This window comes from Curtobacterium sp. Curtsp22, assembly GCF_059492135.1.
In genome coordinates, this window is the sequence record NZ_CP168519.1 from 444,015 (window position 1) to 459,989 (window position 15,975).

The window sequence follows — 15,975 nt, forward strand, 5'->3', positions numbered from 1 at the left end:
ACCGAAGGGAACGACCATGCCGATCGACGGCATCACCGGCACCGTGGACCAGGCCGCCCAGGCCGCGGCCCTCGCCGCGAACCAGACCAGCTCGCGGTCGCAGACGATGGACTCCGAGGTGTTCATGAAGCTCCTCGTCACGCAGCTGCAGAACCAGGACCCGTCCTCGCCGATGGACACGAACCAGATGATCAGCCAGCAGACGCAGCTCGCGATGATGGAGCAGATCACCAACCAGACCACGACGGCGAACGAGAACTTCTCGCTGCAGATGCGGATCGCCGCCGCCAACCTCGTCGGGAAGCAGGTCAGCTACACCGACGCCACGTCCGGCACGTCGATCACGGGGACGGCGACCGCGGTGTCGTACGCCCAGAGCGTGCCGACCGTGACGGTGAACGGGAAGGAGGTCAACCTCGACGTGATCTCCGGCATCAAGACGACCTCCTGACCCCCTCCTCTTCTTCTTCTTCTTCGGTACCTCCACGAAAGGACGCACCATGCTCCGCTCGCTCTACTCCGGGATCTCCGGCCTCCGTTCGCACCAGCAGATGCTGGACGTCACGGGAAACAACATCGCCAACGTCAACACGGTCGGCTTCAAGTCGTCGTCGACGGTCTTCCAGGACACCCTGTCGCAGATGACCCAGGGTGCCGGCGGACCGCAGACCGGCATCGGCGGCACGAACCCCGCCCAGATCGGCCTCGGTGTGCAGGTCGCCGGCGTCTCCACGAACTTCGCGCAGGGCTCCGCCCAGGCCACCGGCAAGGCCACCGACCTGATGATCTCGGGCGACGGCTTCTTCGTCACGCGCCTCGGCAACGACACCGTGTACAGCCGCGCCGGTGCGTTCGACTTCGACGCCGACGGCCGCCTCGTCAGCGCCGACGGGAAGATCGTGCAGGGCTACCCGGCCACGAACGGCGTCGTGAACGAGAACGGCGCCCTGTCGGACATCGTCCTGCCGCTCGACGCCGCCGCGCCCGCCGTCCGCACCTCCACCGCTGGTGTGACCGGCAACCTGCCGTCCGAGACCGCCGTGGGCGCGGTCATCACCCGCGACGCCACCGTCTACGACGCGTCCGGTGCAAAGCACACCATGTCGATCGCCTACGAGCGGACCGCCGCCGGCTGGGACGTCACCGCGACCGACGGCCAGGGCACCCAGGCGACGACGTCGCTCACGTTCGGGACCGACGGCAAGCTCACGGCCGGTGGCACGCTCGCCGTCGGGGGCATCGCCGTCGACATGCGGCAGCTCACGGGCTTCGCCTCGCTCAACACCGCGTCGATCTCGTCGCAGAACGGCCACGAGGCCGGGTCGCTCCAGGGCTACTCGATCTCGAAGGACGGCACGGTCGTCGGGACGTTCTCGAACGGTGCGTCGCTCGCCATCGGCCGGATCGCCCTCGCGACGTTCGCGAACCCGGCCGGCCTCGAGAAGACCGGGGCGTCGGGCTACCGCGCCACGGCCAACTCCGGCAACGCCACGGTCGGCGCTCCGGGGTCGCCCGGTGTCGGGCAGCTCGCGTCGGGCACGCTCGAGATGTCGAACGTCGACCTGTCGCAGGAGTTCACGAACCTCATCGTGGCGCAGCGCGGGTTCCAGGCGAACGCGCGCATCATCACGACCTCGGACGAGGTGCTGCAGGAGCTGACGAACCTGAAGCGGTAGCGCGGGGCGCCGCGGCCGCGCGCGGAGCCGCCCCGCGGTGCGGGGTGCTTGCGCACAACGGAAGGCACCGCGAACCACGGGGACCCGCGGTTCGCGGTGCCTTCCGTCGTGCGCCGGTCAGGCACGTCGGACGCCCGGGCCGCTCGCATGTGCGGGCCGTACGGTGGGACCACGCGGTCCCCGACCGCTGGAGCAGCGCACGACCGGCCACTTCTGATCACCGAATCTGGAGTGACCCCTTGGGTGTCGACCGCGAACGACGACTGCTCGACACGATCATCGAACTGGTCGGCGGTGCCACCGGTCAACGCGACCTCGCGGGCCGCTTGCAGCTCCTCGTGGACGAGTCGGCGGCCCTGTTCGACGTCCAGGCCGCCGGGCTGATGCTGTTCGGGTCGGACGACCGGTTGCACATCGCCGCCTCGGTGGGTCACCACAGCGGACTGCTCGAACTCCTGCAGCTCGAGGTCGGCGACGGACCCTGCCTCGAAGCCGCTCGGACGGGGACCGTGGTCTCGATCCCAGACGTCCTGGCCGCCGAGTCTCGATGGCCGCACTTCTCCCGGGCCGCTGCGGACGCCGGGTACCGCGCCGTCCACTCGATCCCGCTGCGGCTCCGGGCGACGATCATCGGGTCGCTCAACCTGTTCGGCGAGTCCACGGGCGCGTTCAACGAGGACGACGTCGTCGCCGCGCGGGCACTGGCGGACATCGCCGCGATCTCGGTCGTGCAGCAGCGGACCATCGACGACGCCTTGACGACGCAGGCGCAGCTGCAGGCGGCCCTCGAGAGCCGGACGGTCATCGAACAGGCGAAGGGGTGGCTCGCCAACCGGAACGGCGTGGACCCCGCGACCGCGTTCTCGCTGCTGCGCGACCACGCGCGGCGGAACCGGCTCCCGGTCACCGAGGTCGCGCTGGCCGTGCTCGCCGGACGGACCGTCCTCGGCCAGCCGCCGGAGTCGCCGGAGCCGCCGGAGCCGCCGGACCCGCCGGACCAGACGGACCCCCGCACCCGTCGGCGCGGGTAGCGTCCGCGGCGCCCGACGTCACCGGACCATGTCGTCGATCGTCCGCATCGCCGTCGCGAAGATCGTCAGCACCGGGTTCACCCCGCCGTTCGTGACGTGCACCGATCCGTCGGCGACGCGCAGGTTGTCGTGTCCCCACACCCGGCCGAACGGATCGACGACCGACGTGCGCGGGTCGTCGCCCATGCGGAGGGTCCCGGCCTGGTGCTGCCCACCGCTCGTCCCGGTCAGCTCCCCGTGCATCTGGGCGACCCGCGTCGCACCCGCGGCCCGGAGCCAGTCCCCGCTCCGCGCACTGGTGTGGTCTCGGGCACGGGTGTCCTCCGGGTGCGGGCCACCGCTGAACCGGGCGACGGGGACGCCCCACCGGTCGGTGACGGCGGGGTCGACGTGGACGCGGGAGTCGGCGGACGTGACCTCCTGGATCGGCCCCATCAGCCGCATGCTCCGGCGGGCGAGGTCGCGCATCCCGTGCTTGCTGTCGATGCCAGCACGGGGGAGGAGCCCGAACCCGGTGAGGTACGCGTAGGTGTTCGACGGCGTCGCGACGAACTCGTCCGCGATGATCCCGCCGCCGATCTGCCCGGGGACGCCGTGCCGGAAGTCGGTCGTGGCGATGGACGGCCCGGGCCCGAGGGCGTCCTCGACGACGTCGTCGAAGATGCCCATCGCGCCGCCGTACCGGTGCCCCTGCAGGTGCCGTCCGACCTGGTCCTGGCCGTTGCCGAGCCCGTTCGGCTCCTGCTCGCTGCGGCTGTTGAGGAGGAGCCGGGCGGACTCCACCGCCCCGGCCGCGACGACGACCTCCTCCGCGTCGACGTCCGAACGCCAGTCCACGCCGTCGACCGTCCCGACGAGCGTCACCCCGACGACGCGGCCGGACCGGTCCGTCCGGATCCGCGCGGCCCGGGTCTCGAGGAGGACGGACGCGTTGCCGGTGGCGAAGGCCCGGGGGAGCATCGTGTTCTGGCTGCCGTTCTTCGCGTCGACGGGGCAGGCGAACCCGACGCACATCCCGCACTGCTCGCACGCTCCCCGCCCGAGGAAGGGGACCGAGTTGACGAGCAGCGGGACGTGCACCGTCGACCAGCCGAGCTCGGTCGCGGCCCGCGCCAACCGCTCCCTCGCGGGTCCCGCCGCCACCGCCGGCATCGGGAGCGCCCGTGTGCGGGGACCGGGCCACGGACCGTCGCCGTCGCCGCTCACGCCGAGCTCCCACTCCACCCGCTCGTACCAGGGCTCGAGGTCCGCGTAGCCGATCGGCCAGTCCGCCAGGGCGCTGCCGTCCGGCACGCCGTGGTCGGTGGCCATGGTGAAGTCCCTCGGGGCGAACCGCCACGCCTGCGCTCCGTAGACCCTCGTGCCACCGCCCGCCGTGAAGGCGTTGTTGTGCCAGTCCCAGTCGGACGGCCGCGCGACCCGGTCTCCCTCCTGCGAGGCGATCACGCGCGGGTTGCCGAGGTCGACGGGACCCGATCGCGGTGCGAGCCCCCACGTCGACCGGGGATTGCGGATGTGGTCCTCCGCGAGGTCGGCGGTGCCCGGCCAGGACCCGGCCTCGACGACGAGGACCCGGCGCCCGGACTCGGCGAGCCCGCACGCCGCGACACCCCCGCCGGCGCCCGAACCGATGACGATCGCGTCGTACCGCTCGGCCAACTCCGACGGGCGCACCACCACCGGCTGCGCCGTGGGTACCGGTACCGGGACGCTCCACCCCGCCGGCGGCCCGGGCTGCCAGCCGACCATGTCCCACGAGCGTTCGCCGACGTTGCCGCCGTTGCCCGCGTCGGCGTAGTAGCCGGCGGCGACGATCCCTGCGAACCACGCCCAGTCGGGGTCGTCGTCCTGGTCGTGGCCGTCCACGACCGCACGGAGCCGGTCGAGCCAGTCCGGACGCTCGTCGAGGACCGACGCCAGGAACTCGAGCGCGCCGGCCTCGGACGCCGACGGGTACTCGTCGGCGGGCACGACCCGGTCGACGAGGGACTGCAGTCGGACGCCGTTGCGGCGGAGGAACTGCGTCGATGTGGAGTCGCCGCGATCGGTCGTCCGTGGTGCGTCACTGCCCATGCCGCAACGCTAGACCGACAGGGTCACCCTGTCAGGACATCCCTCCCGACCGCCATCGGTCGTACCGTCGGACGCAGCGGGCACACGACCACCCGCCGAGAGAGGACGAACCCATGCCGCAGGAGATCCTGCCGAAGCAGCCCACCGCCAAGAACCCGCCGGAGCAGTTCGCCGGCGACGTGTGGGTCGACCCGATCGTCACCCCGCAGGACGGCGACCAGCGCGCGACACTCGCGCTCGTGAAGTTCGCCCCCGGTGCCCGCACCGCCTGGCACTCCCACGCCCGCGGCCAGTTCCTCCGCGTCACCCAGGGCGTGGCGCGCTTCGGGACCCGCGACGGGAAGGTCGTGACCGCGCGTCCCGGTGACACGGTCTACGTCTCACCGGGCGAAGAGCACTTCCACGCCTCCGCCGAGGGCACCTTCATGGAGCACCTCGCGATGCTCGAGAGCGCCGACGACCCGTCGACCACGACCACGTGGCTCGAGCACGTCTCCGACGACGACCTCGCGGGCCGGTGACCCGATGACGAACTGGGACGAGGACACCATCGCCGCGATCGCCGCGAGCGACGACCTCCACGTCAGCCCGTTCCGGGGGGACGGCACGACGTACGGCACGCCGACGTGGATCTGGTCCGTGGTCGTCGACGGCGAGCTGTACGCCCGCGCCTACAACGGGCGACGCTCCCGGTGGTACCGCGCCGCTGTCGAGCAGGGTGCCGGCAGGATCCGCGCCGCCGGGGCCGAGCACGAGGTCGCCTTCGAGGCCGTCGGCCCCGACCTGAACAGCCGTATCGACGCCGCCTACGAGGCGAAGTACGCCGGCAGCCCGTACCTGCCCCCGATGCTGCAGGACGGACCGACCTCGGCGACCGTCCGGATCAGTCCCCGTCCATGAGCACGAACCGCGACGACGTCAGGGACTTCCTCGTCAGCCGGCGCGCCCGCGTCCGCCCCGAGCAGGTCGGCCTGCCCGCAGGAGCGAACCGGCGGGTCGCGGGCCTGCGCCGCGGCGAGGTGGCGATGCTCGCCGACGTGAGCGTCGAGTACTACTCCCGGCTCGAGCGCGGCAGTCTCTCCGGGGTGTCCGAGGGCGTCCTGCACGCGATCGCCGGTGCGCTGCTCCTCGACGACGCCGAACGCGACCACCTGTTCGACCTCGCCCGAGCCGCGAACGCCTCGCCGGTGCGGGCCGCCCGCCGCCGGTCCACGACCCCGAAGACGCTGCGGCCCGGCCTGCAGTACGCGCTCGACGCCTTCACCGGGGGCCCGGCGTTCATCCGCAACGACCGCCTCGACGTGCTCGGCGCGAACGCGCTCGGACGGGCCCTCTACGCCGACCTCTTCCGGAAGGCCGAGCGCCCGAACCTCGCCCGCGCAGCGTTCCTCGACCGCGAGTGGTCGGACGCGTTCTACCCGGACTGGGACCTCGCCGCCGACCAGAGCGTGGCGATCCTCCGGGCAGCCGCGGGGCACGACCCGCACGACCGGGAGCTGCAGGACCTCGTCGGCGAGCTCTCCACGCGCAGCCCCGAGTTCCGGACGAGGTGGGGCGCGCACGACGTCCGCCGGCACGGCACCGGCGAGAAGCACTTCGTGCACCCGGTCGTCGGCGCGCTCGACCTGCTGTTCGAGGGCTCCCGCCTGATGAGCGACCCGGCGCTGAGCTTCCTGCTCTACACGGCCGAACCGGGCTCGCCGACGGCGGATGCGCTCCGCCTGCTCGGATCCCTCGACGCCACCGAGCGCCGGGACGCGGCGCACGCCGCCGAGCCCGCTGCGGCGGACGGACGCGCGTGACGACGGCTCGCTGACACCGGGTCGCGACGCGACCACCCAGCGGACGGGAGGCGCGGTGCCAGCCGGCACCGCGCCTCCCGTCCGTCACTGGTCGCGTCCCGCCCGACCGGACCGACCGTCACGTGGTGCGGATGCGGGTGGCCGCGACCGCGGCGACGAGGATGACGGCTCCCGCGACGACGAAGCTGACCTGGGTGCCGGTCACGAAGTGCGCCCGGTCGGCGAGGAGGGCGCCGAACACGGCGATGGCCACCGCGCCGCCGACCTGGCGGAAGGTGTTGAACACCGCGCTCGCGGTCCCGGAGCGTTCCGCGGGGACGCTGGCGAGGACGACGGACGTCGCTGGCGGCATCGCGACCGATCCACCCGCGCCGGTCAGGACCGCGCAGACGGCGACGGCGACCCACGTGTCGAACGGTGCGAACACGATCACCACCACGAGACCCAGGACCATCGTGGTGAGTCCGGCGACGACCGGGACGCGGGCGCCGAAGCGGTTGGCGAGGGTGCCGCTGACGACGTTGCCGACGATGCTGCACGCCGCGGACGGCAGGAACACGAGTCCGGCGAGCAGCGGCGACAGCCCGAGGTGCTGCTGCAGGTACAGGCTCAGCACGAAGACGCTGCCGAAGTTGCCGACCATGAACGCGAACCCGACTCCGAGCGCGATCCGCATGCCGCTCGACCGGAACAGGTCGAGCGGCATCATCGGGGAGCGACCCCGGGCCTGGACGACGAGGAACCCGACGAGCGATGCGGCGGCGACGACGAGTGCGGCGACCACATTCCCGGTGCCGAAGCCGTGCGCGCCACCCTCGATGAGGCCGAAGACGAGTCCGGCGAGGGTGAGCAGCGCCAGCACCTGGCCCACGGGGTCGAACCGGCTCGGGCGACGGGGCGAGGGTGCCACTCGCACCAGCATGCCGAGCATGACGACGCACACCGGCAGGTTGATCGCGAACACGAGCCGCCAGTCGACCGTGGTCAGCGCGCCGCCGAGGACCGGCCCGACCGCTCCGGCCACGGCGCCGCCGACCGCCCAGATGCCGAGGGCGTGGGCACGTTCGCGGGCGTCCGGGAACGCCTCGCGGACGAGCGCCATCGACGCCGGCAGCATGACCGCTGCCGCAGCGCCCTGGACGGCGCGCGCTCCGATCAGGGTGCCGAGCGTCGGGGCGATCGCGCAGGCGACGGAGGCGAGCAGGAACCCGGCGATGCCCCACCCGATGGCACGCTTCGCACCGATGCGGTCGGACAGGTTGCCAGCGAACAGCAGCAGGGACGCGAAGAGCAGCGTGTACGAGTCGATGACCCACTGCAGGCCCGAGGTGCTGCCGCCGAGCTCCCGGCCGATCGTCGTCAGCGCGACGTTCACGATCAGGATGTCGAGCGTGATGAGGAAGAACCCGAGGGAGGCCAGGAGGAGCGCGACACGGGGCGCCGAGGTGGTCACGGTTCGATGGTCGCGTGCCGGGCGGTCGGGTGGGATGCCCTGAGCGGGTACCCCGGGTGGCGGTGACGCACCAGTGCATTAGTATCTGCGTGTGCACGTAGACAAGCAACCATGCGGACTCGATCCGGAGTCGGAGTACGTCGAGCTCGCGGTCGAGGTGTTCGCGATGCTCGCGGACGCGACCCGGGTGAAGATCATCCTCGCGCTGCGGAGCGCCGAGGAGATGTCCGTGAACCACCTGGCGGACGTCGTGGACAAGACTCCGGCAGCCGTCTCGCAACACCTCGCGAAGCTGCGGCTCGCCCGGATGGTCTCGACGCGGCGCGAGGGCACGACGGTGTTCTACCGGCTCACGGACGAGCACGCGTCCGAGCTCGTCATCGATGCGGTCAAGCAGGCGGAACACGTGGTCGGCGCGCCACCGCACCACCGCGGGGAGCCGGGACGGGCATGAGCGGCCACGACCACACGCACCCGCACGACCACGGGCACGACCACGGGCACGACCACTCGCATCCGCACGGTGGGGTGCGGAGCTTCCTCCAGCATCTCTTCGTCCCGCACACGCACGACAGCGCCGACTCGATCGACGACGCGATGGAAGCCAGTGCCGCCGGCGTCCGCGCGCTCAAGATCAGCCTGTTCGTCCTGCTCGCCACGACGGTCCTGCAGGCCGTGATCGTCGCGTTCACCGGCTCGATCGCCCTGCTCGCGGACACCATCCACAACTTCGCGGACGCGCTGACCGCCGTGCCGCTGTGGATCGCGTTCGTCCTCGGCCGCCGCCTCGCGACCCGCCGGATGACCTACGGGTACGGTCGCGCCGAGGACCTCGCCGGCATGTTCATCGTCTTCGTCGTCGCGCTCTCCGCCGTCGTCGCGGGGTGGCAGGCGATCGACCGGTTCGTCCACCCGCAGCCGGTGGAGGCGCCCTGGCTGCTCGTCGCCGCCGGGCTCATCGGGTTCGCCGGCAACGAGATCGTGGCGATCTACCGCATCCGCGTCGGTCAGCGCATCGGTTCGGCGGCGCTCGTGGCCGACGGCGTGCACGCCCGGCTCGACGGCTTCACGTCGCTGTCGGTGGTCCTCGGTGCTATCGGCGTGATGCTCGGATTCCCGCTCGCCGATCCGATCATCGGTCTGCTCATCTCGATCTCGATCCTGCTGCTGCTCTGGGGAACGGTGCGGTCGATCGGGGCGCGACTCATGGACGCGGTCGATCCCGCGCTGGTCGGCCGGGCGGAACACGCGCTCGAGCACGCCGACGGGGTGCTCGCCGTCCGTGACGTCCGGCTCCGCTGGACCGGGCACCGGCTCACGGGATCCGCGACGGTCGAGGTCGCGGCCACCGACCTGCACGCCGCCACGCACCTCGCGGAGCACGCCGAGGAGCACCTCCGCGACGCGATGCGCAACGTCGACCGGTTCACGGTGACCCCCGCGGCGGCCACCGGCACCGGCGACCACACGTACTGACCGGCGCACGGTCGGACGGGAGGCGCGGTGCGGGCCCGCACCGCGCCTCCCGTCCGACGCGGGGTGGCGCCTACCCCTTCCAGACGGACTCGGCTCCGGCGTGGCCGATGACGACGACCTCGACGATCGAGACGACGGCGACCACCACGAGCAGTACCGGCCCGATGATCCCGACGGCCTGCACCGCGCCGCGGTTCGTCACCCGGGCGGTCCCGAACCGGTGCCACGCCCACCAGAGCGCCAGGAGCGCGAACACCGCGATCGACCACGGCAGCATCCCGTCGGCGAGCTCGGTGTGCCGTTCGAGCAAGGCGGTCTCCCGCTCGTGGTGCTCCAGCCACTCGCCGGAGGACGTCGCGAGCGGCACGGACACCAGTGCGACGAGCCCGATGATCGGCGCACCGACCGCGAGCCACCGCCGTGCTCTCGGCCACACGGCGACGGCGATCGCGGTGAGGGCCGCGACCGGGACCGCGACAGAGGTGAGGTGGACGAAGAGGGGGTGGAGCGGTATCCCGCCGAACTGCCAGTCCATGTCGGCCTTCCACATCGTGCGCCGATCGACGCCGGCGCTGTGGCTCCAGCCAAGCGGTTCCGGGCGCCGGCATCGTTCGAAACCTCACACGAACGGAAGCGCCCGGACCTGGTTCGCTGGGGGCATGACCAGCACGGCGACGTTCGTCTTCGAATCGCTCCTCGGGACGAGCGGGGTGGTGTGACGTGGCGAACATCCTGGTGGTCGAAGACGATCCGGAGATGGGTGCGCTCGTCGAACGCGGGCTCGTCGGCGAGGGCCATGCGGTGACCGTGGTCTCGGACGGCGTCGCTGCCCTGGTCGAGGCGCGGGCGCAGTCGTTCGACGCGGCCGCGATCGACGTCATGCTCCCGGAGATGTCCGGGTTCGAGGTCTGCCGTCGGCTGCGCGAGATGGGCGAGGACTTCCCGGTCGTGCTCGTCACGGCGCGCGACGCGGTGGACGACCGGGTCTTCGGGCTCGACTCCGGCGCCGACGACTACCTCACGAAGCCGTTCGCGATCGCCGAGCTCAACGCCCGCATCCGAGCCCACCTGCGCCGTCGGGCGGCGGGGACCGCGACGGTCGTCGAGGCCGGCTCGGTCCGACTCGACACCGTCGCCGTCCGCGCCGCCGTGCGCGGGCGTGACCTGCCGCTGAGCGTCAAGGAGTTCTCGCTGCTGCGCTTCCTCATCCAGGGATCGCCGGCAGCGCGGACCCGCGCCGAGGTCCTCGAGGAGGTCTGGGGGAGCGCCGAGCACTTCGACCCGACGATCGTCGACCAGTACGTGAGCTACGTCCGCAAGAAGCTGCAGGCGGCGGATGCCGACGTCGCGATCCGCACCGTGCGCGGCGTCGGCTACGCGCTCGAGGTCGTGCCGACGGCATGAGGGTCCTCCGCCGCCTCTCGATCAGCGCGCGCATCACGCTCGGCAGCCTCGTCGTGGGCGCCGTGGTCCTCTCCGGGATCGCGGTCGTGCTGCACGTGCAGATCGAACGGGCGACGATCGCGACCGACGAGTCCCTCGCCGCCGGGGACGCCGCGCCGTTCGTCTCCGACCTCCGTCACAACCCGGACGAGGCGCCGGACCGCCCCGCCGAGGATGTCCTGGTCGGGATCCGGACCGCTTCCGGTACGTGGCTCGTGGACTCGCTGCCGCGCGACGTCCGGGCATCACTGCCGGCCGGTGTCCCCGAGGACAAGGTCACGCTCCGTCTCCACACCGGGCACCGGCTCGTCACCGTCGTCGGGGTGCCCGTCACCAACGACGACGGCTCCGCGGTCGTGTGGGCGGCCCACGACGGCCGTGCCGGGCAGGAGACACTCGAGCGCGTGGACCGCTCGCTCGTCGTCGGGACGGTTCTGGCGCTCGTCGCGTTCGCGGCGACGGCCTGGCTGCTCTCGACGCTGGCACTCCGACCCGTGGGGCGGATGCGGCGAACCGCCGAGGACCTGAGCGCCGGGACCGCGGGCGGCCACCTGCCGGTCGGGAGCTCGGACGACGAGCTCGCCGCCCTCGCCCGGACGCTCAACGCCTTCATCGACCGGCAGCGCGAGAACGCCGAGCGAGAGCGGCGGATGGTGTCCGACGCCAGTCACGAACTCCGGACACCGCTCGCCGCCCTGACCGCTCGGCTCGAGCTCGCACACCGCTCGTCGGGCGATGCGGAGGCGCTCGAACGGGAGCTGCGCGCTGCCGAGGGCGACGCCGCACGGCTCGTGGCGCTCGCGAACACGATGCTCGAGCTCAGCCGGCTCGACGAGTCCGGTCCCGCACCGTCGACCCCGGCGGCCGCGCTCGTGACGGAGCTGATGGGCTCGATCGACCGCGCGCGAGCCCTCGGCGGTGCCGTCGACCGGGACATCGACTTCACCGCGGCCCTCGACGCCCCCGACGAGCGGTACGCCCTCGAGCCCGCCGCGTTCGCCCGGATCGTCGACAACCTCGTCGCGAACGCGATCGCCGCCGGGGACGACGGCGGCGTGATCCGGGTGACGCTCGCCCAGGACGCCTCGCACGCGCTCGAACTCACCGTCGCCGACGACGGTCACGGTGTCCCCGAGGACTTCCTGCCCCAGGCCTTCGAGCGGTTCGCCCGGGCGGACAGTGCGCGGCGTGCGGTGCTCGGCGGCAGCGGACTCGGTCTGGCGCTCGTCCGTGGGATCGCTGAGCGCGCCGGCGGGTCGGCGTCGCTCCGGAACGGCGAGCACCCCGATCACCGCGGCGCGGTCGCGACCGTCCGGCTGCCCGCGGCCTGACGCCGATCCGACGCCGCCGTCGATCACTCGAAGTCTCGAACGAAGCGCACGTCCCGTTCCGAGTTCCTCCATAGGCCCGATGCCGATGCTGTGAGTCACCCGATCACACGCTGGAGAGGAACGAGCCGATGATCGACACCGCTCGCCCCACCCGCCCGACGCCGAGACACTCCGGCGACGGCGCCGTCCGTGGCACGCTGCCACCGGCCGAACCCCTCGAGGTCGCGGCCCGTCGTCGCCGCCGAGCCGGACGCCGCCGCAACGCCGTCACCGACCTGCTCGGGATCCTCGCCTGGGTCTCGGCAGCGGTGGCCGTCATGCTCTGGCTCGTGTCGCCCGGATCGCACACGGTCGTCGGCATCGGCGGCTGGCTCACCGACGCCGGGATCGTCGCGGGCCTCGTCGCGACCGACCTCGTGCTCGTCATGCTCGTGCTCGCCGCGCGCGTGCCGCTCATCGACCGGACCTTCGGCCAGGACAACGCCATCGCGGTGCACCGGTCGCTCGGGAAGCCCGTGCTGTACCTGCTGCTCGCGCACGGAGCGCTCCTGACCCTGGGGTACGGCGCCTCGGCGGGCACCGGGCCGATCGCCGAGACGATCGCGCTCTTCTCCACGCCGGACATGCCGCTGGCCTACCTCGGACTCGGACTCTTCGTCGCCGTGGTGGTGTCCTCGCTCGTCGCGGTCCGCCGTCGCCTGCCGTACGAGGCCTGGCACGTCATCCACCTCCTGAGCTACGCCGCGGTGCTCGTCGCGCTGCCGCACATGCTCAGCGTCGGCAGCGTCCTCGCGCAGGGCACGTGGCAGCGGGTCTACTGGATCGCGCTCTACGTCCTCGCCCTCGGCCTGATCGCCCTGTACCGGTTCGCGCTGCCCCTCGTCGTGACCTTCCGCCACCGCATCCGTGTCGTCGGCGTCGAGCCCGTCGCACCGGGTGTCGTGTCGATCCACCTCGCCGGACGGGACCTCGACCGCCTCGGGACCGAGGGTGGACAGTACGGGGTGTGGCGCTTCTGGACCGCCCGCACCTGGTGGCACGCCCACCCGGTGTCGTTCTCCGCCGTCCCCGGCCGCGATCGTGCCCGGATCACGGTGCGCGACCTCGGCGCCGGCTCCGCGCGACTCGGCCGGATCACCCCGGGTGCGTTCGTCTCCCTCGAGGGCCCCTACGGCCTGTTCACCAGCCGGGCTCGGACCGCTCCGTACCTCGCGCTCGTCGCCTCCGGGATCGGCATCACCCCCGTGCGGGCGCTGCTGGAGGACACCGACCTCCGTTCGGGTGAGGCCACCGTGCTGCTCCGCGGGACCGACGCCGACCAGCAGTACCTGTGGCACGAGACCGCCGATCTCGCCGAGGTGACGGGCAGCCCGCTCTACACGATGGTGGGCCACCGATCCCGCTCCCGCGAGAGCTGGATGACCGAGGAGGACGTCCGGCGCGGAGTCTCCCTCCGGTCCGTGTTCCCGAACCTGCTCCAGTCCGACCTGTACGTCTGCGGGCCGCGTGCCTGGTCCGACCTGGTCGTCCGCGAAGCACGGCTCGCGGGCGTTCCCGAGCACCAGATCCACCAGGAACGGTTCGAGTCATGAGAGCACGCGTCATCGCCGGCGGGGTCGTCTCGTCCATCGCGGTCCTGGTCGTCGGGTGGCAGCTCGGCGGCCAGCCCGCGGTCACCGCCCCGGCACAGCAGAGCACGACGTCGGGTTCGGGCACCACCGGCACCAGCACCGGGACGAGCGGCGGCACCACCGGCACCGGGACGACCGGCGGCACGACCGGCAGCACCGGCACCGGCACCACCGGCGGGTCCTCCGCCACCGGCACCTTCACCGGCGACACGACGCAGACCCGGTACGGCCCGGTGCAGGTCCAGATCACCGTCGCGAAGGGGACGATCACCGACGTCACCGCGCTGCAGCTCACGAACAGCGACGGGCGGTCGGTGCAGATCAGTCAGCAGGCGGCCCCGATCCTCCGCCAGGAGGCGCTGCAGGCGCAGTCCGCGCAGATCCAGTCCGTCAGCGGCGCGACCTTCACCAGCGAGGGCTACACGACGTCCCTCCAGTCCGCGATCGACAAGGCCGGACTGTGAGCGGCGTCACCACCTTCGAGACGATGGGCACCGTCGTGAGCCTCCGGGGTGCGACCCCGGATGCCGCATCCGAAGTGCGCGCCGTCTTCGCCGGCTACGACCACCGCTACAGCCTGTACGACCCGTCGTCGGTCCTCAGCCGCGTCGCGGACGGTCTGGTCCAGCTCGCGGACACCCCGTCCGAGGTGCGTGACGTGTACGCGCTCGCGCTCGACTGGCGGGAGCGCACCGGGGGAGCGTTCACCCCGCACCGCCCGGACGGCGTGATCGACCTCTCCGGCGTCGTCAAGGCACTCGCGATCCGCGACGCCGGAGCCGTCCTCGACGCCGCGAGTGACGGTGATGGCGACGGCGACTGGATGGTCAGCGCCGGCGGCGACGTGCTGGTCCGCGGCCACCACCGGTCCGACGACCCGTGGAGCGTCGGCGTCGTCGACCCGACGCACCGGGACACCGTCGTCGGTGTCGTCCGGCTCGAGGCACCCCGTCGTGCGGTCGCGACCTCCGGCACCGCCGAGCGCGGCGAGCACATCTGGCGCCGCGCGGCCCCGACGTTCGTCCAGGCGACGGTCATCGCCGACGACATCGTCACGGCGGACGTCCTCGCGACCGCGGTCGTCGCCGGCGACGCGGAGGACCTCCGGAGGCTCACGAGCGACGCCGGCGTCGACGTGCTCGCGTTCGGCGCCGACGGCACCGTCTGGGCCACGCCGGGCGCCAGGTCGGCCGTCCGCACCGAGGACGGTGCGACGTCCGCCGTGACCTGACGCGTCGAGGAGGCGGCTGCGGTCGATCGTCGCCACGCGTGCGCGGAACGACAGGACGGCCGCCTCGTCCGTGACCCAGTGCGGACGGGAGGCGCGGTGCGGGCCCGCACCGCGCCTCCCGTCCGTCCGTGGTGCGTCGAGGGCCGCACGGCCTCCGTCAGCCGGGTGTCGCGACGTGCTCGCCCGCATCGGGACCGGCCGACTCGTCGACCGGTCCGCCGATGCCCTCGACGAGCCGGATCGTCACCTCGACCAGGTCGGCTGGGGCGCCCGTCCGCTCGTCGACCAGGTCGCGGATGCGCTCGCCCACCTCGCGGACCGTCTCCGGAGCCGGACGTGCGTCGTCGACGGCGATCCCCGCCCCGATCCGGAGCGCCGAGCCGTCGCGGTGCACGTCGACGAGCACGTCGGGCTCCTGCAGCGCGAAGGTCGACGCGACGGCCTCCGCGGCCGCGTGCACGATCGGCCTCGTCGGGTACACGCCCGTGACGCCGGGGACGCTCCGGATCCGGTCGGTGAGGGCTCGGGACAGCGCTTCGTCGCTCACGTCGGGCTCCTACGGCAGGTAGACGTCGTCGAACACCACGTCGACGGACGCAACGGTCAAGGTGGTGTGGCGTGCGAGCGCCGCGGCGATCCGCACCCGGAGGCGGTCGGCGGTCTCGTCCGCGGGCGCCCCGTAGACGAGTCCGGCGGTCACGCGCACGTGGACCGGGGCGCCGGGGTCGCCGAGCTCGCCGTCGAGTGTGCAGCTGCCCATCACGACCCCGCCCATCGTGTCGCCGGTCCGGCGGACCAGCCCACGGACGGCGGCCTCGGCCATGGACA

The 15,975-nt window shown here is 72.6% G+C and carries 18 protein-coding genes; 13 read left to right on the forward strand and 5 right to left on the reverse strand.

Annotation, left to right across the window (positions count from 1 at the left end):
• The first annotated feature begins 16 nt into the window (after nucleotides 1-16).
• The 3 genes from ACEN8D_RS02105 to ACEN8D_RS02115 all read left to right on the forward strand — a co-directional run bounded on the left by ACEN8D_RS02105 (nucleotide 17) and on the right by ACEN8D_RS02115 (nucleotide 2,707).
• A complete protein-coding gene (locus ACEN8D_RS02105; RefSeq protein ID WP_092387374.1) occupies nucleotides 17-451 on the forward strand; it encodes a flagellar hook assembly protein FlgD in 435 nt (144 codons plus the stop codon).
• Between the two features lie 49 nt (nucleotides 452-500).
• Complete coding sequence (locus tag ACEN8D_RS02110) at nucleotides 501-1,676, forward strand: flagellar hook protein FlgE (protein WP_070418840.1); 1,176 nt, start codon at nucleotides 501-503, stop codon at nucleotides 1,674-1,676.
• 239 nt (nucleotides 1,677-1,915) lie between these two features.
• Nucleotides 1,916-2,707 (forward strand): ANTAR domain-containing protein, encoded by a 792-nt coding sequence (locus tag ACEN8D_RS02115; protein WP_413461700.1) that lies wholly within the window; start codon nucleotides 1,916-1,918, stop codon nucleotides 2,705-2,707.
• Nucleotides 2,708-2,725: 18 nt separating this feature from the next.
• On the opposite strand, the gene ACEN8D_RS02120 is transcribed toward ACEN8D_RS02115, so the two are convergent.
• Nucleotides 2,726-4,780 carry a GMC oxidoreductase gene (locus ACEN8D_RS02120; RefSeq protein ID WP_413399759.1) on the reverse strand — a complete coding sequence of 685 codons (2,055 nt, stop codon included), beginning with the start codon at nucleotides 4,778-4,780 and terminating at the stop codon, nucleotides 2,726-2,728.
• 113 nt (nucleotides 4,781-4,893) lie between these two features.
• Between ACEN8D_RS02120 and ACEN8D_RS02125 the strand changes: the two genes are divergently transcribed.
• From ACEN8D_RS02125 to ACEN8D_RS02135, 3 genes are read left to right on the forward strand one after another with little or no spacing between them, the layout of a single operon-like run.
• Nucleotides 4,894-5,301, forward strand: coding sequence for a (R)-mandelonitrile lyase (locus ACEN8D_RS02125; protein WP_402717586.1), 408 nt, complete (start codon nucleotides 4,894-4,896; stop codon nucleotides 5,299-5,301).
• Nucleotides 5,302-5,305: 4 nt separating this feature from the next.
• Nucleotides 5,306-5,680 carry a DUF2255 family protein gene (locus ACEN8D_RS02130; RefSeq protein WP_413399760.1) on the forward strand — a complete coding sequence of 125 codons (375 nt, stop codon included), beginning with the start codon at nucleotides 5,306-5,308 and terminating at the stop codon, nucleotides 5,678-5,680.
• Nucleotides 5,677-6,582, forward strand: coding sequence for a helix-turn-helix transcriptional regulator (locus ACEN8D_RS02135; protein ID WP_413461701.1), 906 nt, complete (start codon nucleotides 5,677-5,679; stop codon nucleotides 6,580-6,582). Before ACEN8D_RS02130 ends, ACEN8D_RS02135 begins: the two co-directional genes overlap by 4 nt.
• A 118-nt stretch (nucleotides 6,583-6,700) precedes the next feature.
• Here the strand turns inward: ACEN8D_RS02135 and ACEN8D_RS02140 are convergent, their stop codons facing one another.
• Complete coding sequence (locus ACEN8D_RS02140; RefSeq protein ID WP_413400104.1) at nucleotides 6,701-8,035, reverse strand: MFS transporter; 1,335 nt, start codon at nucleotides 8,033-8,035, stop codon at nucleotides 6,701-6,703.
• Nucleotides 8,036-8,126: 91 nt separating this feature from the next.
• Here ACEN8D_RS02140 and ACEN8D_RS02145 point away from each other — a divergent pair, with 91 nt between their 5' ends.
• Entirely contained in the window at nucleotides 8,127-8,489 is a 363-nt protein-coding gene (locus ACEN8D_RS02145; RefSeq protein ID WP_092387361.1) for an ArsR/SmtB family transcription factor, read from the forward strand.
• Entirely contained in the window at nucleotides 8,486-9,511 is a 1,026-nt protein-coding gene (locus ACEN8D_RS02150; RefSeq protein WP_413461652.1) for a cation diffusion facilitator family transporter, read from the forward strand. The genes ACEN8D_RS02145 and ACEN8D_RS02150 overlap by 4 nt, the downstream gene beginning before the upstream one ends.
• 70 nt (nucleotides 9,512-9,581) lie before the next feature.
• Here the strand turns inward: ACEN8D_RS02150 and ACEN8D_RS02155 are convergent, their stop codons facing one another.
• A complete protein-coding gene (locus ACEN8D_RS02155; RefSeq protein ID WP_413399916.1) occupies nucleotides 9,582-10,046 on the reverse strand; it encodes a DUF2231 domain-containing protein in 465 nt (154 codons plus the stop codon).
• A gap of 185 nt (nucleotides 10,047-10,231) precedes the next feature.
• Here ACEN8D_RS02155 and ACEN8D_RS02160 point away from each other — a divergent pair, with 185 nt between their 5' ends.
• The 5 genes from ACEN8D_RS02160 to ACEN8D_RS02180 all read left to right on the forward strand — a co-directional run bounded on the left by ACEN8D_RS02160 (nucleotide 10,232) and on the right by ACEN8D_RS02180 (nucleotide 15,147).
• A complete protein-coding gene (locus ACEN8D_RS02160) occupies nucleotides 10,232-10,915 on the forward strand; it encodes a response regulator transcription factor (protein WP_413399917.1) in 684 nt (227 codons plus the stop codon).
• A complete protein-coding gene (locus tag ACEN8D_RS02165; protein WP_413399918.1) occupies nucleotides 10,912-12,285 on the forward strand; it encodes a sensor histidine kinase in 1,374 nt (457 codons plus the stop codon). The genes ACEN8D_RS02160 and ACEN8D_RS02165 overlap by 4 nt, the downstream gene beginning before the upstream one ends.
• 128 nt (nucleotides 12,286-12,413) lie before the next feature.
• A complete protein-coding gene (locus ACEN8D_RS02170; protein WP_413461653.1) occupies nucleotides 12,414-13,877 on the forward strand; it encodes a ferredoxin reductase family protein in 1,464 nt (487 codons plus the stop codon).
• The gene (locus tag ACEN8D_RS02175) at nucleotides 13,874-14,380 is read left to right on the forward strand and encodes an FMN-binding protein (protein ID WP_413400052.1); all 507 of its coding nucleotides are present in this window, start codon (nucleotides 13,874-13,876) and stop codon (nucleotides 14,378-14,380) included. Before ACEN8D_RS02170 ends, ACEN8D_RS02175 begins: the two co-directional genes overlap by 4 nt.
• The gene (locus ACEN8D_RS02180) at nucleotides 14,377-15,147 is read left to right on the forward strand and encodes an FAD:protein FMN transferase (protein ID WP_413461654.1); all 771 of its coding nucleotides are present in this window, start codon (nucleotides 14,377-14,379) and stop codon (nucleotides 15,145-15,147) included. Before ACEN8D_RS02175 ends, ACEN8D_RS02180 begins: the two co-directional genes overlap by 4 nt.
• A 157-nt stretch (nucleotides 15,148-15,304) precedes the next feature.
• Here the strand turns inward: ACEN8D_RS02180 and ACEN8D_RS02185 are convergent, their stop codons facing one another.
• Nucleotides 15,305-15,694 carry a hypothetical protein gene (locus ACEN8D_RS02185; RefSeq protein ID WP_413461896.1) on the reverse strand — a complete coding sequence of 130 codons (390 nt, stop codon included), beginning with the start codon at nucleotides 15,692-15,694 and terminating at the stop codon, nucleotides 15,305-15,307.
• Nucleotides 15,695-15,703: 9 nt separating this feature from the next.
• Nucleotides 15,704-15,970, reverse strand: coding sequence for a hypothetical protein (locus tag ACEN8D_RS02190; protein WP_413400193.1), 267 nt, complete (start codon nucleotides 15,968-15,970; stop codon nucleotides 15,704-15,706).
• Nucleotides 15,971-15,975: the final 5 nt, after the last annotated feature.

Bases quoted from the DNA above. Each gene is read 5' to 3' on its own strand.
- ACEN8D_RS02105 (WP_092387374.1), top strand. From the start codon at position 17: ATGCCGATCGACGGCATCACCGGCACCGTGGACCAGGCCGCCCAGGCC.
- ACEN8D_RS02135 (WP_413461701.1), top strand. From the start codon at position 5,677: ATGAGCACGAACCGCGACGACGTCAGGGACTTCCTCGTCAGCCGGCGC.
- ACEN8D_RS02190 (WP_413400193.1), bottom strand. From the start codon at position 15,970: ATGGCCGAGGCCGCCGTCCGTGGGCTGGTCCGCCGGACCGGCGACACG.
- ACEN8D_RS02130 (WP_413399760.1), top strand. From the start codon at position 5,306: ATGACGAACTGGGACGAGGACACCATCGCCGCGATCGCCGCGAGCGAC.
- ACEN8D_RS02150 (WP_413461652.1), top strand. From the start codon at position 8,486: ATGAGCGGCCACGACCACACGCACCCGCACGACCACGGGCACGACCAC.
- ACEN8D_RS02125 (WP_402717586.1), top strand. From the start codon at position 4,894: ATGCCGCAGGAGATCCTGCCGAAGCAGCCCACCGCCAAGAACCCGCCG.
- ACEN8D_RS02110 (WP_070418840.1), top strand. From the start codon at position 501: ATGCTCCGCTCGCTCTACTCCGGGATCTCCGGCCTCCGTTCGCACCAG.
- ACEN8D_RS02165 (WP_413399918.1), top strand. From the start codon at position 10,912: ATGAGGGTCCTCCGCCGCCTCTCGATCAGCGCGCGCATCACGCTCGGC.
- ACEN8D_RS02120 (WP_413399759.1), bottom strand. From the start codon at position 4,780: ATGGGCAGTGACGCACCACGGACGACCGATCGCGGCGACTCCACATCG.
- ACEN8D_RS02175 (WP_413400052.1), top strand. From the start codon at position 13,874: ATGAGAGCACGCGTCATCGCCGGCGGGGTCGTCTCGTCCATCGCGGTC.
- ACEN8D_RS02170 (WP_413461653.1), top strand. From the start codon at position 12,414: ATGATCGACACCGCTCGCCCCACCCGCCCGACGCCGAGACACTCCGGC.
- ACEN8D_RS02155 (WP_413399916.1), bottom strand. From the start codon at position 10,046: ATGGACTGGCAGTTCGGCGGGATACCGCTCCACCCCCTCTTCGTCCAC.